Genomic DNA, 24,298 nt, shown 5'->3' with positions numbered 1-24,298 from the left:
ACCATTATAAACAAGGCTTCGCGTTAGCGGGGCTTTACAAAAGCTATTAACTATCTGTATGCCAAAAACTTTAATAAAGCGTTTTGCCTTTATTGTGTTTTTTATGCTGACGTGTTTCACGTTGTCGGCACAGGTAGCCGTGCCATTGGATGACGAGGTTAATCAGCGTTTTTTCACTTTCAGGGAGATAGAGGTGCTGGATGATCCTGCCGCTTCGCTAACATTTGGGCAGGTGTTTGGCAAACAGTACGCCGCTAAATTTAAGCCGAGCGAACTATCCACCCCAAAAACCACAGGTGAAACAGGGGCCTTCTGGTATCGCATCCGCATTGATCATACCGAGGCATCTAAAAAGAACTGGTTGCTTGAGTTTATGGATCAAACCATTGACAGTATTACAGTTTATTCGCCGCGCAAGGGTGGCTATAGCAAAACATCATTCGGAGCGGCCTATCATTTTGATGAAAGGCAGTATCATCACAAAAACTTTACCCACAACATCAGTAGCGATCTGGCCGGTACGCATACTTATTACATCCGCATAGTATCGCACCAGCCGGTAAATGTTATTGTGGTGCTGCGCTCGGTAAACTGGTTCATCCATTACGCGCTGGATGAATACCTGTTTTTTGGCGCTTTTTACGGTATGCTTACCGTGTTCGGGCTGTACAACCTCATGATGTTCTTCGCCATAAGGCAAAAGCAATACCTGTACTATGTAATGTATAACGTAAGCATAGGTTTTTACGAGATGTGCACCGATGGTATTGCCTACCAATACGTGTGGACAAACTCACCGCATTGGAACCAGTACGCTTATGGAGTAGCCCTGTATTTCGCCAGCGTATCGGGTATGTTATTTACTTTGAGCCTGCTGCATGTAAAGGCCCGCGCCCCGCAAATGTACCGGATATTTGTTTGGGCGATAGTCCTGCGCTCTGTTTTCTTTGTATGCTGTTTGCTAATCGATAAAAGCTGGTTCAATTACAAAATTATCGAAATAGTGCCATTGCTGCTGGCCTGTTATACCGGCTTTTACGTGATGCGCAAAGGTTACTGGCCGGCACGTTTTTTTGTAGTGGGTTACAGCTTTTTGTTCGTGGGTTTCATCATCAAACTACTCATAGCGCTTGATGTGCCCTGGCTGCCTTTCGGGCCGGTTACGCATTATAGTTTGAGCTTTTGTTTTATAATGGAGATGCTGTTCATCTCGTTCGCGATAGCTGAAAAAGTGCGTGCCCTTAAAAAGAAGAAGGATTATGTACAGCGCCGTATCATCAGGCAGATGAAGCAGAATGAGGAACTGAAGGACGATATTAATCGCCAGTTAGAACAGCAGGTGATGGAGCGTACGCGCGAGCTATCGGTAAAATCAGAAGTTATTGAGCAGCAGTACGAGGAGTTGAAGGCCATGAACCTGCTGCTCCAGGAACAATCCGAAGAAATATCGCGCATTAACGTACTGCTCGAAAAGGATAACATTACCTTGCATAACGATATTGAAAAGGTAACGCACGACAGGGTGATGTCTGCCGAAGTAGATTTTGAAGAATTTAGCCGTATTTACCCCGACCGCGAAACCTGCTTTGGCTTTTTGGCTAAGCTGAAATGGGAGAAAGGCTATAACTGCCGCCGTTGCGAGCATACGCATTACAGCGGCGGGCACTTGCCCTACAGCAGGCGCTGCTCAAAATGCGGGTATGAAGAATCGGTGATTGCTTACACCATATTGCAAAATACCCGCATACCTATCAACAAAGCTTTTTACATGATATTTTTGATGTACTCTACCAAGGGTAAAATATCATCGCATAAACTATCAGAAGTATTGGACATTCGCCAGAGTACCTGCTGGGCCTATAGCTCGCGCATAAAAAAAGTTATGGAGGTGAAAAAGAAAGAACTCCGCAACGCCGGCCACAAAGGCTGGAGCAAGCTGGTTATTGATGTGGATGATGATTGATGGAGGGAATTTATATCTTAGCTGATATTTAAAACTTATCGCGCTTTATAATGCAAGAGATTATACCCTTAGTTATTGCTGCTGTACTTGTTTTTGGTTTATATAAATTATTGAAGCTGATTGTCAAAGCTTTTGATGATTCGGGCTTTAAATCATTTATGCTTTCATTTTTCGGAAAGGTTTTGCTGATTTTTATTTCGGTAGTAATATTGTTTAGCATTTACGCATTTGTAATGGTAAATATTGTTGGTATACGTTGCTAATATTTAAAACTTATCAGGCTTTACAATGCAAGAGATAGCGTTTTTCATTATTGCAGCTTTATTGGTTTTCGGTATCTATAAAATATTGAAGTTAATAATCAAAACTTTCCCTGAATCTGCCGTTAAAGAATTTCTGCTTTCGTCATCAGGAAAGGTCTTTACGGGCTTTATTTCGGCGATTTTAATGTTTTTTGTTTACGTGTTTTTTATGACAGAAATTCTTGGCATACATTGCTAAGCCTCGCAGCGGCACCAATTCGTTGAAATATCAAAATTTACATACTTTTAGTTCATCAATGCAACTGAAAGACAATAAACGCACCATTTGGTCGTGGGCTATGTTTGATTGGGCCAACTCGGCTTACAACCTGGTTATCACTACTACTATATTCCCGGTTTACTACACAACCATCACCGCCAATAATGGCAGCAATAGGGTTAACTTTTTTGGGTGGAACTTTGTAAACACCGCCCTTGCCGATTACGCTTTGGCGACCGCCTACCTTGTAATCGCCCTCATGCTGCCGGTGCTTACTGCCATTGCCGATTATCGTGGCAACAAAAAAGTATTCATGCAGTTCTTCACGCTGATTGGGGCCATAAGCTGCGGGCTGCTGTTCCTGTTTGATAAAAATAACATTGAGCTGGGTATCATCTGCTTCGCTATGGCGGCCATTGGCTATTGCGGTGGCTTTGTGTTCTACAACTCGTACCTGCCCCAAATTGCCAGTGTTGATATGCAGGATAAGGTGAGCGCCAAGGGTTTTACCTACGGTTATATCGGCAGTGTTTTACTGCAATTGATCTGCTTTGCCTTTGTATTAAAACCCGAATGGTTCGGTATAACTGATGCATCGTTACCACCACGATTATCATTCCTGTTGGTGGGCGTGTGGTGGATAGCCTTCGCGCAAATACCGTTTACCATTTTGCCTAAAGGAGCGCCCAATGCACAAACTCACCATAAAAACATCATCAAAGGCGGTTTTGCCGAGCTGGGCAAGGTTTGGAAAAAGATAGGGCAGATGCCGCTGCTCAAAAAATTTCTTCCGGCATTCTTTTTTTACTCGATGGGGGTACAAACCGTAATGCTGGTAGCCACCAGTTTCGGCTCAAAGGAGTTGGGTTTACCGCAGGAAGCCTTGATCGCCATCATACTGATCATACAGTTAGTGGCCATTGGCGGTGCCATCTTAATGTCGCGCCTGGCGGTTAAGTTTGGTAACGTGCGCATATTACTTTTTGTGGTGATGCTGTGGGTGGTGGTATGTGTGTGTGCCTACTTTATTACTACGGCCACACAATTCTATATACTGGCGGTGCTGGTAGGTTTGGTAATGGGTGGCATACAATCGCTGTCGCGCTCAACCTATTCAAAATATCTTCCGCCAAACATTCCGGATACGGCATCGTTCTTTAGTTTTTTTGATGTTACCGAAAAGCTGGCCATTGTAGGCGGTTTATTCAGCTTCGGTTTTATTGAGGAGCTAAGCGGCAGCATGCGTAATTCAACGCTGGCGCTGTGTTTTTACTTCGCTATCGGGCTGATACTATTATTTGTTTTATTAGCGGCAGAGAAAAAACACAGGAAAATTGCTGATTTTAGCGCCGATTAATTTTATTTGTGCGGATGAAGGTAGAGTTATTTGTACCCTGTTTTGTTGACCAGTTATATCCCGAAACGGCTTTTAACACGGTAAAGTTGCTTGAAAAAGCGGGCTGTAACGTGGCGTTCAACCCTAACCAAACCTGCTGCGGGCAACCTGCCTTTAACGCCGGTTTTTGGGATGAGGCTAAAGAGGTGGGTAACAAGTTTCTGAACGATTTTGAGCAGGACAGCATTATCGTAACGCCATCAGCATCATGCACCGGCATGGTGAAAAATTATTATAACGATCTGTTCACCAATACCATTGTGCACAACAAATGCCGCAACATTCAGAGCAATATATATGAGCTTTCGGATTTTTTGGTAAACATACTTCAGTTCGATTATTTTGGCGCCGAGCTGGATGGTCGTGCCGTTTACCATGATAGTTGCAGTGCCCTGCGCGAGTGCCACATTAAGGATGAGCCCCGCCAATTACTCTCAAAAGTATTCGGCTTAGAGCTGGTTGAACTAAAGGATAACGAAACCTGCTGTGGTTTCGGTGGTACGTTCGCTGTAAAGTTCGAGGCTATTGCCAGCGCTATGGCCCAGCAAAAGGTAGATAATGCCCTTGCTGCCGGTGCCGACTACATTATCTCAACGGATGCCTCATGTCTGCTGCACTTGCAAGCATATATCGATAAAAATAATCTGCCTATAAAAACCTACCACCTGGCTGATGTACTGGCTAATGGCTGGGGCAATGTGTAATAGTTATTTATCGCCCACGAGTATTTCAAGCAAAGCATCGATCAACGGTATCTGGCCGGGGTTGATGTAAACACGTGCATCGGCTACCGTAAAAAAATCGCCCTTATCAACCTCCGGTATCACAATGGTTTTGCCCGATTTGGGCGGCCACGGTAGCGCGAAGGTGTTGCTTACTATCTTAGTGGTATCCACATCACCCTCAACAGCCCAGGCATTCACTATTTTGCCGCTGCGTTGTTTGGCAGGTGGCAGGGGTATGAATTTACCCTGACCCTTTTGGCCTGTTTCTTCTTCAAACTCGCGCTTCGCGGCTGTCAGGGTATCTTCGCCCTCATCAAGTTCTCCTTTGGGTATAGACCATGCGCCTTTATCCTTGTTCTTCCAAAATGGTCCGCCGGGGTGAACCAGGAATATCATCGGCTCATTATTCAGCATCTTGTACAGTAAAATACCGGCGCTTTGTTGTGGCATGGTCAATATTTTGATTTGCTATTAAAACCATTGCTTTTATATTTAGTTTTGCCGCATGTTTACAGGTATCATTGAAACACTTGGCAGGGTAGTAACGCTCGAAAAGGAGCAAAGCAACCTGCACATCACAGTTGAATCGGCCATTGCGCATGAGTTGAAGATAGATCAGTCGGTTGCTCATAACGGCGTTTGCCTTACGGTAGTTGCCGTGGCTGATGGCTTACATACCGTTACCGCTATCGACGAAACGCTGAGCAAAACCAGCCTTGGCGAACTCAAAACCGGCGATCTGGTAAACCTGGAACGCTGCATGCAAATGAATGCCCGTTTAGATGGCCATATTGTACAAGGCCATGTAGACCAAACCGCCATCTGCACCGCCTTTGCCGAGCATGACGGCAGTTGGGAATATACCTTTGAATATGACAGCGCGATAGGTAACGTAACTGTAGAAAAAGGATCTACCTGCGTAAATGGCATTAGCCTTACGGTTGTTAATTCAAAAGCCAACAGCTTCTCGGTAGCCATTATCCCTTACACTTTTGAGCATACCAATTTGCAGCACGTGCGTGTTGGCTCGGTAGTTAACCTGGAGTTCGATATCATAGGCAAATACGTTGCCCGCCTGATGCAGCGCTAACGGCTCAGCGCCTCAATGCGCGAAGTGCTGTAAGCCATGTATTGCTGATGGTTTTTTGGCGGTTTTGATGCCAGGTACTTTTTGTAGTATTTGATAGCCATTTTGCGGTTCTTCAACTTATCATCATACAAAATAGCCAGCGCGTACAGGGTAACCGGTCGCTCGTTGTATTGCAATGCCTTTTGGTAGGCAGATAACGATAGTTTGGTTTTGTTGAGCCTGTCGTAACTTTCACCTATCTCGCCGTAATACGTATCAACTGATTTGGATATGGCCTTGTCAATAGCCTTTTCCAGATAAGCAATGCCCTTGCGCTGATCTTTTAAGCCCTTATAGGCCATGCCGGTGTAGTATAGCGAAGCCTCGGTTTGTACATCGTCGGCCAGTTTATTATAGGTATCGATACATGGCTGATATTTTTTTTCGAGATAATAGGATGTACCCAGCATACTGATCACCGCGCCCGACTGATCGCCTTCCTGCATCAGTTTATTACACAGGGCAATGGTTTCGGCTGTTTTACCTTGCTGAAAGGTGATCTTGGCCTTACCCAGTATCAGCGTAAGATTAGTGCTATCGGCTTCCAAAGCTGGTGATATTACTTTTTCGGCTTCATCTATCTGCTTCAACCCTAAATAAAAAATACTCAGGTCAAAAGCCACATCTCCATCCAGCGGGTTTATTTTGTTGGCCTGCTGCATGTAATATATTGATGAACCAAAATCGCCAACATTTTTGGCTAGGGTGCTTAGCTGGCGGTACACGTTAAAGTTGGTGCTATCCTTTTTCAGAATTTTTAAGTAGTAGATGATAGCCTTAGCGTTATTGCCCCGGCGGTTATTGATATTGCCTAAATTGAATAACACCGGTACGTTGAGTGAATCGGTTTCGAGCATGCGCAGGTAGTATTGTTCGGCCTGTGGCAGCTTGCCGCTCATTTGCGCAGTGTATGCCAGTGCAGACAGTATTTTGGTATCTGCTACAGTATCGCCATAAATACCATGCAGGTAACTAAAGGCATCGGCATAGCGCTGATTTTGGTAATGATCGAGCAATATGGTTGCATCATGTTTCGGCGTATTTTGTGCGTTTAAAGTAGTAAAAAGGCACATTATGATTATAAAGGTTAGCAGGCTTTTCATATTAACTAAGTTATTAGTTGATATTGACAATTCCAAATCTTGGCAGAGTTATTGTTTTATACCTGGCACATCATAATTAAAATACTATGGATAAGTTAAAGAAGTTCGCGCTGATGGAGAAAATTGTCCATGAGCTTGAGGATTTAAAGAACAGTCAGCAGGCGCTGATACAAAAAATAGCTAAAATTGAGGTTGATAATATCGACCTTGGCGATAAAAGGTTAGAGAAAGATCTGCCTGACATGCACCAGCGTGTAGCTGATAACCTGGATACCATTGCCGGTATACTTGATGATTTTGCACAGCAAACAGATCAGTACAGCAACAACAACAATATTGCTGCCCTGAAAGAGCAGGAAGCAATAAACAACGTATAACCAGTAGTAACTGAATATTGGTAAATATCCCCGCCCGTTAAGGCGGGGATATTTTTTTGCTCATATATTTCTCGAAATAATATACTGTTGAAGCATTATGGCCAAAAAGGTGTTGCTTAACTTGTTAATATAGTATAATTTAGCACCACATCAACTAATATCACTTATGAAAAAAATTACTTTGATGGCTGTTTTAGCCGTAGCTACTGTTGTTTATTCGTGCAAATCAAAAGCAGACAAAGACGCTGCCGACAGCACCGCCGCTGTTGAATCGGCCGAGGCCGCGACCGAAAAACCCGCTGCCGCATCAACCGAAGCCTCTCAGCCTGCTAACGAAACCAAAACTTATACTGTTACCTTCACTCCGGACAGCGCCATATTAGGTAAAAAGAAAGAAGCCCTGCTGAAACTGGTTGCTGTTAGCGCTACCGACCTGAGCGATCCTGACGGAAAATCGCAAGGTATTGAGCTGAAATTTAAAATAAGCGGTACTAATAAAGAGAAGATAGGCGGTAACAGCATTGGCATAGCTACCAACAATTTCAGGTTGGTATTGGATAACAATACCTCGATCAATGAAGCCAACGGTGGTTATTTTTCGGTACAACCGGAGTCGACCTCAGAGTCTGACGAGATCACTTACCGTATACCGGCAGGTGCCAAACCCAAAGCGCTTAACTTGTTTTTTGACGAAACCCGTGCAAGTGTAGGGGTTGAGTTGAAATAACGGACCCACCCAACCCTCCCGAAGCGAGGGCTTAAAAAAGCAAAGTCCTCCCCTTCGGGGAGGATTTAGGAGGGGTTGTGAACGTGTGCAGATTTCGAGCGATAGCTCGAAATGACAAATATTAATAGTATATTAAATCAATTCCCTCCCCCGGGAGGGCAGGGAGGGGTTTCACAAACAATACATAACAATATGCTATTCGCCATCATACTCGCATTAACATTCATCAGCGGCTTATTTTTGCCCTGGTGGTTTGCTGTGCTGATAGCTTTGGTGGTGGCTTATTTTGTTAGAACAACCGGGAGCGCGTTTTGGTCGGGCTTCGCGGGAGTGGGGTTGGCGTGGCTGGCGTTCTCACTGCTAAAAAGCCTGCCTAATAACAATGTGTTGGCTACGCGCATGGCAACGCTGTTCCATCTGCCGCACTGGTTATATTTGTTGCTGGTAACGGTGGTTATAGGCGGCTTGCTTGGCGGTTTTGCCGCGCTTACAGGTAAACTGGTACGCAAGGCGGTTGAACGTCCGCAATCGGCTTAATCAAATAATCCCTTGTCTTTACCGATGAATTTGGGGCGCATCAAATTCAATCCTAATTTTTTGTTGAACTGATCAGATACGTAATCGCTCAACTCGGGCGAGTAGCGTTCATCATGCTGGTGCATAAAAAACCACACCGATTGCAGGCCTTTATCGCTCCATTGCTTAATACGGTCTATCCAGGCATCAACACGCTCGTAATCGGTGCGGTGCAGGCTGTTGCCTACAAAGCGTATAAAGGCATGCGGTGTAGGTAAGTGCATGTGCACACAATCGCGACGGCCACTGGCATCGGTTATCACGGCGCCAATGTTCAGTTGCTTAAATAAGTTAAATACCCTTTCGCTGTTTTCGGGCACGGCAAACCAATCCTTGTGGCGCAGCTCAACAAATACCGGCACGTCCGTAGGCAAATGCTCTAAATATGCCTTTAACTCCGGGAAGCTTTTAGGGGTGAAGTTATCACTCAGCTGCAAAAACAGCGGCCCCAGTTTATCGCCAAAAGCGGCAATACCCTCGTAAAAACTGGTGGTAATATCCTCGGCATTCTTGAGGCGACGGATATGGCTGATGCTCTGTGAAAACTTAGGGCAAAATCTGAAATCAGGGTTCAGGTCGGCCTTATCTTTCCACTTGGCAATTGTGGCCTCGCCGTAAACCTGGTAAAAGGTGGCGTTAAGTTCAATACAATCAAAGTGCTTAACGTATTCATCCAAAAAATTGGCATCCTTGGTTTTGGGCGGATATATTTTACCTACCCACTCCTTACGCCCCCACTTGGCGCAACCTACATGCACCTGCAAATCGCCTTCGCGGTTTGATGCCGCTAAGGTGTCAATGGTGATCTGCGGATCAGCTTTGAGCGAGAAATCTATCGTTTCAAGTTCTTCGGGAGTAACGCGGCCAAATTCCATAGGGTAGGTGTTTTGGGGGATGAATAATTAACTGCCTAACTCAACAATACGGTCAAATTCCTCGGGTTTGAGCGACATAACCGACAAGCGACCCTGACGCACCAAACTAATATCTTTCAGGCGTTCATCAGCCTTGATCTGCTCCAGGGTAACCGGCTTTTTCAACGCTTCCACCGGCGATAGATCAACTACCACCCAGTTGGCATCATCAGTAGTAGGGTCCTGGTAAAACTCCTTAACCACTTTGGCAATACCCACAACCTCTTTACCCTCGTTGCTATGGTAAAACATCACCAGATCGCCTTTTTGCATGCCCTTCAGGTTGTTACGCGCCTGGTAATTTCGCACGCCATCCCAAAAAGTACGGCCATCCTCATTGAATTTTTCCCAGCTATATTTAAACGGTTCACTCTTTACTAACCAGTAGTTCATGTTATGAAAATTAAACAATTGCAAAAATGTTAAAAATTAACAGAATGAGTACAAGAAATTTTTTGCCGTAATATGATGATGTGTTTTGATATTATTTGATAATATGACTAATTGTAGTTATTTGAAAATGAGATGATAGGGTATATTTTTATAAAAAATCCTATCGCATATGGAAAAGAAAATATGTGGAGCACCACAACGACAATTGTATCTTGTTCCCTGCTTTGAAAAAAGTTTGTTTAGTAAAACCAGTCGATTCATAGTTACAGGATTATTGATCTTTTTAAGTCTTTCTTCTTACGGATTGGATTTACTTAAAAGAGATACGACCAAAAGAGATACAGTCCAAAAGGACACGAGTAAAAGAGATACTACGACGGTTTTTAGTTTTCTTAATGCAGCTGATTTCGATGTGAATGGTATAGGTAAATCCAATTATTTAGGGCACATAAATATTTATAGCCCCAGTATTAGGGGAGGGAAATTAGGGTTTAATGCGGGTATCATGAAAATATCCTATAATAGTGATAGTAGTATTATTTATCAACGTGAAAATATTTTAACCAATCCCATTAAAGACCTTAAGGTTGGAGATTCATATAATAGGCAATTAAATAAATATGATAAAATAGTCACGAATACAGCTTATAGCTTATACATACAGCCAACATTTACACTTTACAGTGATGATGATTTTAATCGAGTAATGTTTCACCTACACAACGAGTTATTAATATTTAATACAAAGGTGAGTTCTTCATACACTACTATGGCGCAGGATTCGCTGGTCTTTACCGCTGCTGATAGTGCTTCCAGTAATTTTGTAGCAAGAGGAAATGTAACAGAATCAAATCCTCCTACTTATAAAACAAGTAATTTAAATGGATATTTTGGAGCCGGATTTACTTTTGATTTAAAGTTTGGAAAAAGTGGATCATTCTTCTTTCAACCGACATTTGGGTGGACAACTAATTTCCCAAATTTTCAATCTAACCTTGGAAGGAGGGGACGTGATCAGGATAAATGGAATACATTTTATCTTGTAAGAGCATATTTTACAGAAAAGCTGTCCAATAATTCTAAGATAGTTTTGGGGACAGATATACGAGGTTTATTTCCCAGATATTCTCCTCTTTACTCAATTTATGCTGGGCTAAGCCTCAATATTGAAGCTGTAGCAAGCTTATTCAAATAAGGTATAATAAAACTTTCTCTCAATGCAAAATCTTAAACATCAACTCCCGCATCAATTCACCGGGGGGGAGGTTTGATTCTACGCCTTTGCTTTTCAGGTCATACTCGCGTAGCAGGCCTATGATCTGCATGGTTTTGGCAAAGTTGTAGTTGCGGGCGGCTTGTTCGTAGTCCTTTACAAAGTAGGGGTTTACACCCATTTCTTTAGCCAGGTTTTGCGGGGTTTTATCCTTTACGTAATGGTACACCAGCACCTTGCTAAAGTAGTTATTCAGGTTGCCAAACAGCAGCACAATGGGGTTGGCTTTCGGGTTGGCCTCAAAATAATTGATGATCTGGTTGGTTTTCAGCACATCCTTTTTGGCGAGGGCAGCCTGTAGCTCAAACACATTATACTCCTTGCTTATGCCGATGTTATCCTGAATATGCTTCAGTGTAATTTCCTCGCCCTGCGGTACGTTGAGCATCAGTTTTTCAAGCTCGTTGGCAATTTTTGAAAGATCGTTACCCAGGTACTCGGCCAGCATATTGGTAGCCTGCTGATTGGCGCGATAGCCTTTATCCTGCACAAATCCCTCTATCCAGCCGGGTATCTTGTTATCATACAAACTGGTCGATTCAAATACCAATCCGCTTTTTTCAATGGCTTTATAAGTTTTCTTGCGCTTATCAAACTTGGCATATTTGTAGCAAAATACCAATATGGTGCTTGGCAGCGGGTTTTCAAGATAGGCCAGCAGCGGGTTTATGTGCTTTTTGTCGTCGTCGTCCTTACCCCATTTCATTTCCTGGGCTTCCTTAACCAGTACCACCTGGTAGTCGGCCATCATGGGGTAGCGTTTGGCGGCGTTGAGCACGGTCATCATCTCGGTATCCTTGCCGTACAATACCGTTTGGTTAAAGCTGCGTTCGGCAGCGGGCAGGGCATTGTGCTCAATATAATTGCTTATCAGGTCGATATAGTAAGGTTCCTCGCCATGCAACAGGTACAGGGGCTTGAACTTACGGTTTTTGAGGTCCTTTAAAATATCAGTAGCAGTCATATCGTAAGGGTCAAAATTACACAATACAAATGGCAAAGGCGAGGCGCACGGGCGGCCATTTTAAAATTACTTTAAAGGTTTTTGTACCTTGCGGCGCTAAATTATTTGTGATAGTTGATATGAGTTTGCTGCAACCGTTGGCGCTGCCCCCATACCCCTTTAAAATTACCGAAGCTAACGGACAGCTCACCCTGTTTGATGAATTGCGCAAAAAGCACATCATCATAACACCTGAGGAGTGGGTGCGCCAGCACTATGTGCAATACCTCATCAACCAAAAGCAATACCCAAAGGCATTAATGCGGTTAGAGGGTGGCCTAAAACTAAATGGCATGAGCCGCCGTACCGATATTGTGGTTTTTAACCGCGATGGCGAGCGTATTTTAATGGTGGAATGTAAGGCGCCGTCGGTAAATATTGATCAAAAGGTGTTTGACCAGATTGCCCGTTACAACATGGCGCACAAGGTGAATTTGTTGGCCGTTACCAATGGCTTGCAGCATTATTATTGCCGTATTGACCATGAGCAGGGCAGCTATCAGTTTATTGCTGATTTGCCGGGATATAATGAACTTTAGCTGGCTATGGATACCAGTGCCTGCATTTTCTCGAACAGGTCTTCCGGCTTAAATGGTTTTGATACATAATTGTTCATGCCCGATTCATAAACCTGCTCCTGTATATCAAACAAAGCCGATGCTGTAAGCGCGATGATAGGCGTATTAGCCTTTTTAGGATCAACAAGCTTGCGTATCTCGCGGGCAGCCTCAAAGCCATCCATTACCGGCATTTGTAAATCCATCAGCACGATATCAAAATTACCGTATTGCAGTTTTTGTACAGCCAGGGCACCATTCTCGGCAATGGTAGGGGTGATCTTCCATTTAGAGAGCAGCTTTTTCATCAGCATAACATTCACAATGTTATCCTCGGCTATCAGTACCTGTAAATAGCTCAGGTCATTAGCGTCGGGCAGTGGTTTGGGAGCTTCAACAGGTTCAATAACCTCGGTTGATACATCAAACTCCATCTGGAATGAAAACTCCGACCCAACACCCGGTTTGCTGTTTACGTTAAGCTGCAAACCCTGTAACTCAAGCAAGCGTTTTACAATGGCCAGGCCTAAACCGGTACCACCATACTGGCGGGTAACGGTAATGTTTTCCTGCGCGAAGGGTTCAAAAATAGCCTCCAGGTTATTTTGCGCTATGCCGATGCCGGTATCTTTAACAGAGAATAAAACGGTGCTGGTATTATGCCTGTCCTCAACACAAGTGGCGCGTACCCAAACGTTACCCTGCTGGGTGAATTTTATGGCGTTGCTTACCAGGTTAAATATGATTTGGGTGATGCGGGTAGGGTCGCCAAAAAACACTTTGTTTTTGAGGCGACTATCAACATCAAGTTTGAATAGTAATCCTTTTTCTTCGGCTTTGATTATAAAGCCGCCGCAAATGTTGTTGAGCAATTCAGGCAGATCGATGCGGATATTCTCAAAAGCTACCTTGCCCGATTCTATCTTGTTAAAATCCAGTACATCATTCACGATAGATAACAGGTTGCCTGCCGAAAATTTAAGTATATCGAGGTTTTCTTTTTGATCGCCGCGCGGATTGTTCATCAGCAACAAATTAGTCATGCCGATAACCGCGTTAAGCGGCGTACGTATCTCGTGCGACATGGTTGACAGGAACTCCGATTTTGCATGGGTCGATTTTTCGGCCTTTTGCATAGCCAGTTCCAGCTTACGGTTAAGCTGCGCCTGCTCATCGCTAACGCTTTTAAGCTGACGTATATTGGCGATAAACGCGTTATAAAAATGCCCTATTACAAATATGGTAAGTATAAAGTTGGCAAATACGCAAATAATGATGGTGGATTGATCAAACTTTTCGGGCTTAAAATCAATAATATAGCTGGTTTCGTGCTGTAATAACAAAAAGCCAAGGGTAGGCAGCAAGTTAGCCAGGGAGTAAGCTATACCCCAGCGATAGCCCAGCATGTAAAAAGAGAATATGATGATCAAAATGATGATCTGCACGGTCATCATGTTCACATCCTGCAATATCACAAAAATATTTCCCAGTGTGATAAGGGTGCCTATTATGAGTAACCAATGCGAAATACCTGCCCAGTCGGCTTTGTGGGTAAGATATTTAAACATGCTTACCACACTCAGCAATAAAGCTGCGGAGATAAGGGTGATGCCGGGTTGTTCTTTTGAGTTAACGCTGATTAATAACATCAGCATTGAAACAATTACGAAGATCAATCCGTAATAAAGTAACTTAATACGAGCTTGATCAAGTAGTGATTGATCGCTATTGAGTATGCGTTTTAATGAAAAGTTTAAAAAACCAGCCCGGGTACTCATTGATATATACGTTCAAATAAACAGGGTAAGGGAACCCGGCAAACCATATTTTGCCGGATTCTCTGTCTATTTTACCTGCAATTAATTGGCCAAAGATGCAAGGCTTGCCTCTATTATGGCCAGTTTTGCCTCGGCATCAGCCTTTTTGCGGTGCTCGTTTTCGATGATTTCGGGCTTGGCATTGGCAACAAATTTTTCGTTGTTGAGCATGCCATTAACTTTTTTCAGGAAGCCTGTTAAATACGCTTTATCATCTTCAAGGCGTTTCTTTTCAGCTTCAACATCAACGTTTAGTTCAAGCGGTACAAAAAATTCGTCGGTGTAGGCCATAAATGCCACAGCGCCACTCACTTTGGTATCCGTAAAGGTTAACTCGCTAACATTGGCAAGCTTTTGGATAATACCTGTGTAATTGGTGTACCCAATACCTGAGTTTATTTTTCCTATAAGTTGTAAACTTTCTTTAGGAGATAGCTGATTTTTGCTTCTCACATTTCGCACTTGCCCAATAATTGATTTTACTACCTCAATATCGTTGATTAGCTGGGTATTTACTTCCCCATTTGCGGGCATTTGTGCCACAATGCAACAATCATTTTCCTCACGTTCGCCAAACAGATCATCATGCCATAGCTCCTCAGTTGTGAAAGGCATAAACGGATGTAATATCCTCAATATATCCTCAAAGTAGCGGATGGTCACTTCGTAAGTTTGCCTGTCAATAGGTTGCTGGTAGGCCGGTTTTATCATTTCCAGGTACCAGGCGCAGAAATCATCCCATACCAGTTTATAAGTGGCCATTAAGGCCTCGTTTAAGCGGTATTGGGTAAAGTTATCTTCTATCTCGGTTAAAGCTTGGTTAAAGCGGCTCTTAAACCATTCAATCGACGTAGTATTAGGGCATGGCAAGCTATCGTCAACTTCCCAGCCTTTTACCAGGCGGAAAGCGTTCCATATCTTATTACCAAAGTTACGGCCCTGCTCACAGTACGATTCATCAAACATTAAATCGTTACCGGCGGGTGAGCATAACAGCATACCCACACGTACACCATCGGCACCGTATTTCTCGATCAGATCAAGTGGATCAGGCGAGTTGCCTAATGATTTCGACATTTTGCGGCCCAGCTTATCGCGCACAATACCGGTAAGGTATACATTGCGGAAAGGTACTTCCTTACGCCATTCAATGCCGGCCATGATCATCCTCGCTACCCAAAAGAATAATATCTCGGGCGCGGTTACCAGATCGTTAGTAGGGTAGTAGTATTTTATCTCCTCGTTATCAGGCTCGGCAATACCGTTGAATACTGATATTGGCCATAACCATGATGAGAACCAGGTATCAACCACATCATCTTCCTGGCGCAGTTCGGTAAAGGCGATGCCTGCCTTTCCGAACTCAGCCTTAGCTTCTTCCTCGGTTTTGGCAACTACCCATTCGTTTTTCTCGTTGTACCAGGCCGGTATACGCTGCCCCCACCAAAGCTGGCGACTGATGTTCCAGTCTTTCACGTTCTCCATCCAGTGGCGGTAGGTGTTAATGAATTTCTCGGGGATCAGTTTTACCTCGCCGTTCAACACCATATCAAGCGCTGGCTTGGCCATCTCGGCCATTTTACAGAACCATTGCATAGATAGCTTAGGCTCAATAACAGCATCCGTACGTTCCGAAAAACCTATTTGTGATTTATAATCCTCAGTTTTAGCTAATGATCCGGCTTCCTCCAGCAGCACAGCTATCTTTTTACGGGCAGCAAAGCGATCTTCTCCAACTAATATCTGTGCGCTTTCGTTAAGGGTGCCGTCGTCATTTAAAATATCAATAACTTGCAGGTTGTGCTTTTGGCCTAACTGGTAGTCATTCAAATCGTGTGCAGGGGTAACCTTTAAACAGCCGGTACCAAATTCCATATCCACATACTCATCCAGTATTACCGGTATCTCACGGTCAATAAGTGGTATCAGCACTTTTTTGCCATGCAGATGCGTGTAGCGCTCATCATTAGGGTTGATGCAGATAGCGCTATCCGCCATAATGGTTTCAGGACGGGTGGTGGCGATGGTTAAGAAGTCCGAAAGTCCGAAAGTCGGAGAGTCCGAAAGTTTTTCTTGTAGATCAGAGTGTAAATCTTGCAAAGCTGAAATTACTTCTTGCTTTTCATCATCGCCAATTACAACCTGTGGCTTTTCGTCTTTCTGACTTTCTGCCCCAACTACTTTATAATTGATATAATAAAGCTTCTGGTTTACCTCTTTACGGATAACTTCCTCGTCGCTAACGGCGGTTTTGCCTTGCGGGTCCCAGTTAACCATGCGCACGCCGCGGTATATCCAGCCTTTTTTGTACAGATCAATAAAGGTATCGATCACGGCCTCGCTCATGTGCGGGTCCATGGTGAAAGCGGTACGATCCCAATCGCATGATGCGCCCAGCTTTTTAAGCTGCTCTAAAATAATGCCGCCGTATTTTTCTTTCCACTCCCAGGCGTATTTCAAAAATTCGTCGCGGGTTAGGTCTTTTTTGCTGATGCCTTTTTCTTTGAGCATGGCCACAACCTTAGCCTCGGTAGCGATGCTGGCGTGATCGGTACCGGGTACCCAGCAAGCGTTTTTGCCTTTCATGCGGGCGCGGCGTATCAGCACATCCTGAATGGTATTGTTAAGCATGTGGCCCATGTGCAGCACCCCGGTAACATTTGGCGGAGGTATCACAATAGTGTACGGCTCGCGCTCGTCGGGTACCGATTTAAAAAACTGCTGCTGCAACCAGTAGCTATACCATTTATCTTCAAATTCCTGTGGCTGATATTTACTCATAGTGCGCAAAAATAATAATCCTGCGGTTATTGTTAGTGGTCAATTTTATTAGTCCATGGTCGATGGTCCATAGTCCATGGCAATAGTTAATTAACAGTATGATATTTATAGCCTTATTAGTCCATAGTCCATGGTAATAGTTAATCAACAGCATGATATGTAAATCATAACTACTCACCCTTATTTACCATGGACTATGGACCATCGACTATGGACTACTTCACCAGAACAATATTTTTACAAATACTCAGTTATATATAGTACATAAGTTTTGATCAACATGAAAACACTGTCGTTCAATAGGTTTGTGCACGAGTTGTTAAAAAAATCAGGGCTTGAGGTTCTGGTTAACTGGTTCAACCGTTAATAGTAATTGCAGTTTTTATAAGCATTTACCTAACTTTAATTTCATATTAACCGACTAACATGAAATTAAAGTACCTGAGTTTAGCACTCCCGGCAGTGCTATGCACTACTTCAGCCACATTTGCTCAGAGTGGCAAAACAGATCAGCCTCAAAAATTTATTGATACCCAAAATATGGACACCGCCGTTAAACCCGGTGATGACTTTTTTGAATATGCCAACGGTGGTTGGGTAAAACATAACGAAATACCCGCCAAGCAAACCCGTTGGGGCAGCTTTATTATGCTGAGGCAGGAAAGCACTGATAAACTCATCAGCATACTGGACGAGGTAAGCAAGCAAAGCGATAACCCCAAAGGCAGCATAAAACAACGCACTGGCGATCTGTATGCCAGCGCTATGGATAGCCTCGCTATTGAAAAGAAGGGCTACAATCCTATTAAAATAGACCTGAAACGTATTGATAAAATAGCCTCGGTACAAGGTGTTGTTAACGAATTAGTGTACGAACGGGTGAATGGCCTGGGCAGCCCGCTGTTTGGTTTTGGTGTAGGCCAGGATTCAAAGAATCCCACTAAATACATCGTGAGCCTTGGTCAAGGTGGTACTACCTTGCCCGATCGTGATTATTACCTGAAAAGCGATGCCCGCAGCCAAAAGATTCAGGATGCGTATAAAAAATACATCATCCAGCTGTTTACTCTGACAGGCACGCCTGCCGATGTTGCCGAGAAGAACGCGGCCATCATCTGGCAAGCCGAAAAAACTTTGGCCGCGGCCCAACTTAGCCGTGTAGCCATGCGCGATCCGAATGCTACTTATAATAAATTCACCGTTGCCGCTTTCAGCAAAACTACGCCAAACCTTAATTGGGTTGTGTTATTACCCAAGCTGAAAACACCGGGACAGGACTCTATGCTGGTATCAAACCCGGCATTCATGAAAACAGCCGACTCGTTATTGACCGCTACGCCGCTTGATGATGTAAAGGTGTATCTGAAATGGAATATATTGAAAGGTGCGGCAAGCTCATTAAGCTCACCATTTGTAAAGGCCAGCTTTGATTTTAACAGCGTGCTTAGCGGCCAAAAGGTACAGGCTCCGCGCAGCGAGCGTATGTCGGCATTGGTTGATGGTAGTTTGGGCGAATTGTTAGGGCAGCTGTATGTGGCCAAGTATTTTCCGCCTGCGGCCAAACAGTATATGGAAAAATTGGTGAACAACCTGAAGGTTGCTTATGCCGAGCACATCAAAAATCTGGATTGGATGAGTGCCGCTACAAAGGATCGTGCACTTAAAAAATTGAATGCCTTTACGGTTAAAATTGGTTATCCGGATAAATGGCAAACCTATGATGGCCTGAACATCAGCCGTAATGATTACGCGGGCAACCTGCGCAATATATCGGTATGGCGATATAATTACATGGTTACCCGCCTGGGCAAACCGGTTGACAAAACTCGCTGGGGCATGACGCCGCCGACCGTGAACGCTTACTATAATTCGGTAAATAACGAGATTGTTTTCCCGGCTGGTATACTGCGCTTTCCGTTTTTTGATTTTAATGCCGATGATGCCATTAACTATGGTGGTATAGGCGCGGTTATAGGTCACGAGATAACACATGGGTTTGATGATCAAGGTCGTAAATATGATGCTGATGGTACCCTTCGCGATTGGTGGACAGCCGAAGATGCCGATAAATTTAAGCAACGCAGCGATAAGGTGGTTGAGCAATACAATGCCCTTACCGTATTAGATACTATGCATGTGAATGGTCGTTTAACGCTTGGCGAAAACCTGGCCGACTTAGGCGGATTAAGCATTGCTTACGATGCTTGGAAAAAAACCAAGCAAGGCCAGGGCGGAGAAAAGATAGATGGCTTTACGCCCGATCAGCGTTTCTTTTTATCGTGGGCGCAGGTATGGCGCAGCAAGCAGCTGGCAGAAACCGCCGCCCAACGCATCCTGACAGATCCGCACTCGCCGGAGGAGCACCGCACCAATGCCCCAATAACAAACATTGATGCCTGGTACAAAGCGTTCGACGTTAAACCAGGCGACAAGATGTATAAGAAACCCGAAGACAGAGCGAGGATTTGGTAAATAAATATTTTGTATGTCATTTCGAACGAGGTACGAGGAGAAATCTGTCTGCGTTCATCGCAAAGCGACAGATTTCTCGCTATCGCTCGAAATGACAGTGTGAAACTTGAAAAAGCCCGGCAGCAGTACGTTGCCGGGCTTTTTTTTATTACCATGCACAGCTATCCATTTGTAAAATTAGTTGTACCGTATGTTGTGCTTACATTAATTATACCGCAAAACTTATCTTTGCGGCAATCATGTTCATCAACCAATTTTATGATAAAGGACTGGCGCATGCCTCGTATGGCATTATTCGCGCCGGTAAAATGGTGGTTATTGATCCTGCCCGCAACCCGCAGCAGTATTATGACCTGGCCACGCTGCACGAAGCCGAAATTGTAGGCGTTATTGAAACCCACCTGCATGCCGATTTTGTAAGCTCGCACCTCGAGATACATCAAACCACGGGCGCTACGGTTTATATCAGCAAGCTGGCCGGTGCCGAATACCCGCACCAAACATTTGATGATGGCGACGTGATCCAGTTGGTCGATATTAAGTTGAAAGCCATTAACACCCCCGGCCACTCGCCCGATTCTATCTGCATTTTGGTAGAGGATGAGAACGGGAAGGATACAGCTATCTTCACTGGCGATACCCTTTTTGTAGGCGATGTTGGCAGACCCGACCTGCGCGAGAGTGCTGGCAACATCAAGGCGAAAAAGGAAGAACTGGCGCACCAGATGTACCATACCACCCGCCATAAATTAATGACCCTGGCTAAAGATGTTACGGTTTACCCGGCACATGGCCCCGGCTCGTTATGCGGTAAAAATATTAGTGCTGACCTGCAAACCACCATAGGCCGCGAACTGCGCGAAAACTATGCCCTGCAACTAATGGAGGAGCTGAATTTTGTAAAGCTGCTGATTGCCGATCAACCATTTGTGCCCAAATACTTTGGGTACGATGTGGAAACCAATAAAACCGGTGCCCCTGCTTTTAAGCCGGGTATTGATGCGGTTAAGATAGTCGACAGCATCAATGCTCAGGATGGAGCATTGATAATAGATACCCGCCCTGCCGTGCAATTTAAAAAAGGCCATTTACCCGGTGCCATTAACTTACAGGACGGCGAGAAGTTTGAAACCTGGCTGGGCTCCATAGTTGGACCGGATGAGCAGTTTTACATCATCGCGGCCAGCGAATATTGCATTAACGAAGTTGTTGCCAAAGCAGCCAAAATAGGTTACGAAAAGAATATCATAGCTGCGTCAACCGCATTAAAGGGGGAGTTAATACAGGATGAAGAATTTACCGGCGACATTGTAAAAGATCAAAACAACTATACCATAGTTGATGTACGCAACACCGGCGAAACAGCTAAAGGCAAGGTATTTAAAAATGCCATCACCATACCGCTGCCCGAACTGCGTGAACGTGTGAACGAAATACCAACCGACAAACCCATTGTAGTACACTGCGCGGCAGGCTATCGTTCAGCAGCGGCAAGCAGCATTGTTGAGGCTGCTGTAACTAATGTGCCGGTGTATGATTATGGGGAGAGGATAAAAGAGTTAATGGTAGCTGGTTCATAATTTTATACTTTATGGAATACGAGTGCAATCATCAACCCGTAGATACTGAACGTATACAACAAAATATTGAGAAATATGGCTGCCATGTTACTATGGTTCAGGCTGATAGTTATCTTCCGGGGTTTGCGTATTCAATTGGTTTGTACAAGAATTTTGGTCATCCCGAAATTATCTGCTTTGGGTTGAAACTGGAAACAATGCACGAACTGATCAATGAGGCTTGTGACATAATAAGTAAAGGAAAGCGCTTAGAATCGGGAGGGCTTTACGATGAATTTCTTGATAATTATAAGGTGACTTTTATTGATGTTGCTAAAGAGCACCATGACGATTATTTGGGCATCGCGATAAATTATTACGGAGCAGATGTTGATTTTCCGGCAGTGCAGCTTGTTTGGCCTGATAAACAGCATAATTTCCCTTGGGATGATGATTTTAACAAGGATTGGGTATTTACTCAACCGTTATTAGATCGGAATACCGATTTTAAGTTTTACGAAGCACGAAATACTACTGCTTTTACCACTAAACAGGTTTTGGATGGAGAACCTGTGTTGTATGTATATCATAATTTGGATGGGGATTGGCAGTTTCATTCAAATGACGATCCGAATACAGATGATGGTAGAATAGTCAGTCTTGAGGAGATTGTAAAATCAGATCCATCCATCAATAATATTTATCATTTACAATATGGTTGGAGCGCATGGCGTAGTTCGAAAGAAGAAAAATGGCAATATGCACCTTATGAAGAAGACGACCAATAACTATCAACCATGAACCATGAACTTCAAATAGTCACCACTGCCGATGGTTCCAAAACCATTTATAACCCGGCCGTGGGCGAGAATTACCATTCAAAACATGGTGCTTTGCAGGAGAGTCAGCATGTGTTTTTGAACTCTGGTCTGCGTTATTTTTTGGCAGGCGAAGATGTAAAAGAAGTATCGGTGCTCGAAGTAGGGTTTGGTACCGGCTTGAATTTTTTACTGAGTGCCGATTATTGCTTCGCGCAGCAAATCAAACTAAACTATACAGGTATTGAAGCCTACCCGCTAACGCAGGAGATGCTTGAGCAAACCGGCTACGATGCCTATTGCTCGCCGCAATTATGGCATCAATTCACCGGTGCTTACGCGGATGCCTTAACAGGTGAGGCTCAACTGAACGACTATTGTGATCTTACAATAGCCCATACCAAACTGCTTGATTTTACATCGGCCCAACAGTTTGATGTGATTTATTTTGATGCCTTCGCCGCCATCCATCAACCCGAAATGTGGGATAATACGGCCATTGCACACACCCTGCAATTTTTGAAACCCGGTGGTGTATTTGTTACCTACGCCATTACCGGCAACCTGAAACGCAGCATCAAAGCCCTCGGCCTAAAGGTTGAAAAAGCCCCCGGAGCGCCCGGTAAAAGGGAGATGCTAAGGGCGATAAAGAGTTAAACTCTAAATGCTAAACCCTAAATTCTAAAAGGAAAATATAAAGAGCAAACTCTAAGATCTAAATACTAAACTCTAAATTAAGATTATAGTAAATTCGAAATTGAACATCCGAAATTCGAAATAAATAAACATTCGAAATTGAAAATTCGAAATCCGAAATAAGGAACTACCTTTGCCCAAAAACACAGCATTATGCCTCTGATACCGCCTGTAACCGGCTCAACACCGACCGTAGCTTTTGAACGTTTGTTGAAGATCATGGACGATCTGCGTGAAAATTGTCCGTGGGATAAGAAGCAGACCATCGAGAGCATCAGGCATCTTACCATTGAGGAAACCTACGAACTGTCCGACGCTATACTGAGCGGTGACCTGCAGGAAGTTAAAAAGGAACTGGGCGATATTATGCTGCATCTGGTATTCTACGCGCGCATAGCGTCAGAAACTAATGAATTCAATATTACCGATGTGGTGAATGGTATTTGCGATAAGCTGATCAACCGCCATCCGCATATCTACGGCGATATTGAGGCTGAGGATGAAGCTGCCGTAAAACGTAACTGGGAGCAGATCAAACTTAAGGAGGGCAATAAATCTGTTTTAGGTGGTGTACCTGCATCGTTACCTGCGCTGGTAAAGGCATCGCGCATACAGGAGAAAGCCCGCGGCGTAGGTTTTGACTGGGAGGACAAAAGTCAGGTTTGGGAAAAGGTAGAGGAGGAAATGCAGGAGTTCAAAGCCGAATTTAATGTGGATAACGGCACCGATATCGACCACGAAAAGGCCGAAGGTGAGTTTGGCGACCTGATGTTCTCGCTCATAAATTACGCACGTTTCATCAACATAAACCCCGAGGATGCGCTGGAGAAAACCAACCGTAAATTCATCAAGCGTTTTCAATACCTCGAAACAAAGGCCAACGAGCAAGGCAAAAAACTGCACGATATGACGCTGGCCGAAATGGACGTTTTTTGGAACGAAGCGAAAAAACTTTAAAAATTTTTCAGCACCGGTGTATCGTTTTTTCCTGAGCTGCCGTAATGGTTAAAAAGCTTAAGAGAAATGAATAGAAAACTGACTAATGTGATGGTTGTAGGTGCTTTGCTGGTAAGCATTTTAGGCACCGGGTGTTTAAAGAATAACAATAATGATGTTACTCCGTTACCTGAGCTTACAGGAAATTTTAAAGGCTCATACTACATCCTTAAAAGAAGAACTAACGGTACCGGTTTTGATACCGCCAAAAAGATCCCTGTATCATTACGTTTAAAGGCTGATAGCGGCTACACACTACGTACCGATAGTACTTTAGTACACGCTAACAGCAACGGTAACTTCGCTTACGATTACTCGTACATCAAGTTTACTGATAAAACTTACTCTGATACATCAAAACGCAAGCACCTGGTTGATATTTATGCCTACTATTACGATGGTACAAAATTCCAGATAGCACGTGGTTCAAATCCGGATACTACCAGATGGGTTTACAATTTGACTAAAACGGCTAATTAACTACTGATTAATTGTGTCATT

22 protein-coding genes are annotated in these 24,298 nt (G+C 43.9%); 15 read left to right on the top strand and 7 right to left on the bottom strand.

Annotated features, from left to right (window positions below):
- Nucleotides 1-58 precede the first annotated feature (58 nt).
- The 3 genes from IM792_RS11540 (at nt 59) to IM792_RS11530 (ending at nt 4,585) form a co-directional block, all read left to right on the top strand.
- Entirely contained in the window at nt 59-1,963 is a 1,905-nt protein-coding gene (locus IM792_RS11540; protein ID WP_194102022.1) for a 7TM diverse intracellular signaling domain-containing protein, read from the top strand.
- 559 nt (nt 1,964-2,522) lie between these two features.
- Nucleotides 2,523-3,842, top strand: a complete 1,320-nt coding sequence (locus IM792_RS11535) for an MFS transporter (RefSeq protein WP_194102021.1) — start codon at nt 2,523-2,525, stop codon at nt 3,840-3,842.
- A gap of 14 nt (nt 3,843-3,856) precedes the next feature.
- A complete protein-coding gene (locus IM792_RS11530; RefSeq protein WP_194102020.1) occupies nt 3,857-4,585 on the top strand; it encodes a (Fe-S)-binding protein in 729 nt (242 codons plus the stop codon).
- Between the two features lie 3 nt (nt 4,586-4,588).
- Here the strand turns inward: IM792_RS11530 and IM792_RS11525 are convergent, their stop codons facing one another.
- Complete coding sequence (locus IM792_RS11525; RefSeq protein WP_194102019.1) at nt 4,589-5,056, bottom strand: NUDIX domain-containing protein; 468 nt, start codon at nt 5,054-5,056, stop codon at nt 4,589-4,591.
- 55 nt (nt 5,057-5,111) lie between these two features.
- Here IM792_RS11525 and IM792_RS11520 point away from each other — a divergent pair, with 55 nt between their 5' ends.
- The gene (locus tag IM792_RS11520) at nt 5,112-5,696 is read left to right on the top strand and encodes a riboflavin synthase (RefSeq protein ID WP_194102018.1); all 585 of its coding nucleotides are present in this window, start codon (nt 5,112-5,114) and stop codon (nt 5,694-5,696) included.
- Here the strand turns inward: IM792_RS11520 and IM792_RS11515 are convergent.
- On the bottom strand, nt 5,693-6,838 hold the full coding sequence (locus tag IM792_RS11515; RefSeq protein WP_194102017.1) for a tetratricopeptide repeat protein: 1,146 nt from the start codon (nt 6,836-6,838) through the stop codon (nt 5,693-5,695). The two genes, IM792_RS11520 and IM792_RS11515, sit on opposite strands and share 4 nt — an antisense overlap.
- A gap of 86 nt (nt 6,839-6,924) precedes the next feature.
- On the opposite strand from IM792_RS11515, the gene IM792_RS11510 reads away from it, so the two are divergent.
- The 3 genes from IM792_RS11510 (at nt 6,925) to IM792_RS11500 (ending at nt 8,479) form a co-directional block, all read left to right on the top strand.
- Nucleotides 6,925-7,215, top strand: coding sequence for a hypothetical protein (locus IM792_RS11510; RefSeq protein ID WP_194102016.1), 291 nt, complete (start codon nt 6,925-6,927; stop codon nt 7,213-7,215).
- Between the two features lie 166 nt (nt 7,216-7,381).
- Entirely contained in the window at nt 7,382-7,942 is a 561-nt protein-coding gene (locus IM792_RS11505) for a hypothetical protein (protein ID WP_194102015.1), read from the top strand.
- Between the two features lie 192 nt (nt 7,943-8,134).
- Nucleotides 8,135-8,479: a hypothetical protein gene (locus IM792_RS11500; RefSeq protein ID WP_194102014.1), complete on the top strand. Its 345-nt coding sequence runs from the start codon at nt 8,135-8,137 to the stop codon at nt 8,477-8,479.
- On the opposite strand, the gene IM792_RS11495 is transcribed toward IM792_RS11500, so the two are convergent.
- Entirely contained in the window at nt 8,476-9,393 is a 918-nt protein-coding gene (locus tag IM792_RS11495; RefSeq protein WP_194102013.1) for a DUF72 domain-containing protein, read from the bottom strand. The genes IM792_RS11500 and IM792_RS11495 overlap by 4 nt on opposite strands.
- Nucleotides 9,394-9,420: 27 nt before the next feature.
- Nucleotides 9,421-9,825, bottom strand: a complete 405-nt coding sequence (locus IM792_RS11490; protein WP_194102012.1) for an EVE domain-containing protein — start codon at nt 9,823-9,825, stop codon at nt 9,421-9,423.
- Nucleotides 9,826-9,994: 169 nt separating this feature from the next.
- Here IM792_RS11490 and IM792_RS11485 point away from each other — a divergent pair, with 169 nt between their 5' ends.
- The gene (locus IM792_RS11485) at nt 9,995-11,020 is read left to right on the top strand and encodes a hypothetical protein (protein WP_194102011.1); all 1,026 of its coding nucleotides are present in this window, start codon (nt 9,995-9,997) and stop codon (nt 11,018-11,020) included.
- Between the two features lie 19 nt (nt 11,021-11,039).
- Here IM792_RS11485 and holA read toward each other — a convergent pair whose 3' ends face one another.
- The gene (gene holA, locus IM792_RS11480; protein ID WP_194102010.1) at nt 11,040-12,062 is read right to left on the bottom strand and encodes a DNA polymerase III subunit delta; all 1,023 of its coding nucleotides are present in this window, start codon (nt 12,060-12,062) and stop codon (nt 11,040-11,042) included.
- A 119-nt stretch (nt 12,063-12,181) separates the two neighbouring features.
- Between holA and IM792_RS11475 the strand changes: the two genes are divergently transcribed.
- Nucleotides 12,182-12,640 (top strand): type I restriction enzyme HsdR N-terminal domain-containing protein, encoded by a 459-nt coding sequence (locus tag IM792_RS11475; RefSeq protein WP_194102441.1) that lies wholly within the window; start codon nt 12,182-12,184, stop codon nt 12,638-12,640.
- Here the strand turns inward: IM792_RS11475 and IM792_RS11470 are convergent.
- Together IM792_RS11470 and IM792_RS11465 are read right to left on the bottom strand one after the other, a co-directional pair.
- The gene (locus IM792_RS11470; RefSeq protein ID WP_194102009.1) at nt 12,637-14,313 is read right to left on the bottom strand and encodes an ATP-binding protein; all 1,677 of its coding nucleotides are present in this window, start codon (nt 14,311-14,313) and stop codon (nt 12,637-12,639) included. The genes IM792_RS11475 and IM792_RS11470 overlap by 4 nt on opposite strands.
- 204 nt (nt 14,314-14,517) lie before the next feature.
- Nucleotides 14,518-17,256, bottom strand: coding sequence for a valine--tRNA ligase (locus IM792_RS11465; protein WP_194102008.1), 2,739 nt, complete (start codon nt 17,254-17,256; stop codon nt 14,518-14,520).
- 426 nt (nt 17,257-17,682) lie between these two features.
- Here IM792_RS11465 and IM792_RS11460 point away from each other — a divergent pair, with 426 nt between their 5' ends.
- The 6 genes from IM792_RS11460 to IM792_RS11435 all read left to right on the top strand — a co-directional run bounded on the left by IM792_RS11460 (nt 17,683) and on the right by IM792_RS11435 (nt 24,277).
- Nucleotides 17,683-19,728, top strand: a complete 2,046-nt coding sequence (locus IM792_RS11460; RefSeq protein ID WP_194102007.1) for a M13 family metallopeptidase — start codon at nt 17,683-17,685, stop codon at nt 19,726-19,728.
- Between the two features lie 239 nt (nt 19,729-19,967).
- On the top strand, nt 19,968-21,308 hold the full coding sequence (locus IM792_RS11455) for a rhodanese-like domain-containing protein (RefSeq protein WP_194102006.1): 1,341 nt from the start codon (nt 19,968-19,970) through the stop codon (nt 21,306-21,308).
- Between the two features lie 11 nt (nt 21,309-21,319).
- Entirely contained in the window at nt 21,320-22,075 is a 756-nt protein-coding gene (locus IM792_RS11450; protein WP_194102005.1) for a DUF4262 domain-containing protein, read from the top strand.
- 9 nt (nt 22,076-22,084) lie between these two features.
- Nucleotides 22,085-22,762: a tRNA (5-methylaminomethyl-2-thiouridine)(34)-methyltransferase MnmD gene (gene mnmD / locus IM792_RS11445; protein ID WP_194102004.1), complete on the top strand. Its 678-nt coding sequence runs from the start codon at nt 22,085-22,087 to the stop codon at nt 22,760-22,762.
- 192 nt (nt 22,763-22,954) lie between these two features.
- A complete protein-coding gene (mazG, locus tag IM792_RS11440; RefSeq protein WP_194102003.1) occupies nt 22,955-23,758 on the top strand; it encodes a nucleoside triphosphate pyrophosphohydrolase in 804 nt (267 codons plus the stop codon).
- 66 nt (nt 23,759-23,824) lie between these two features.
- Nucleotides 23,825-24,277: a hypothetical protein gene (locus tag IM792_RS11435; RefSeq protein ID WP_194102002.1), complete on the top strand. Its 453-nt coding sequence runs from the start codon at nt 23,825-23,827 to the stop codon at nt 24,275-24,277.
- Nucleotides 24,278-24,298: the final 21 nt, after the last annotated feature.

Source organism: Mucilaginibacter sp. JRF (genome assembly GCF_015223065.1).
Lineage (GTDB): Bacteria > Bacteroidota > Bacteroidia > Sphingobacteriales > Sphingobacteriaceae > Mucilaginibacter.
This window is presented reverse-complemented; position numbering and strand designations above follow the sequence as displayed.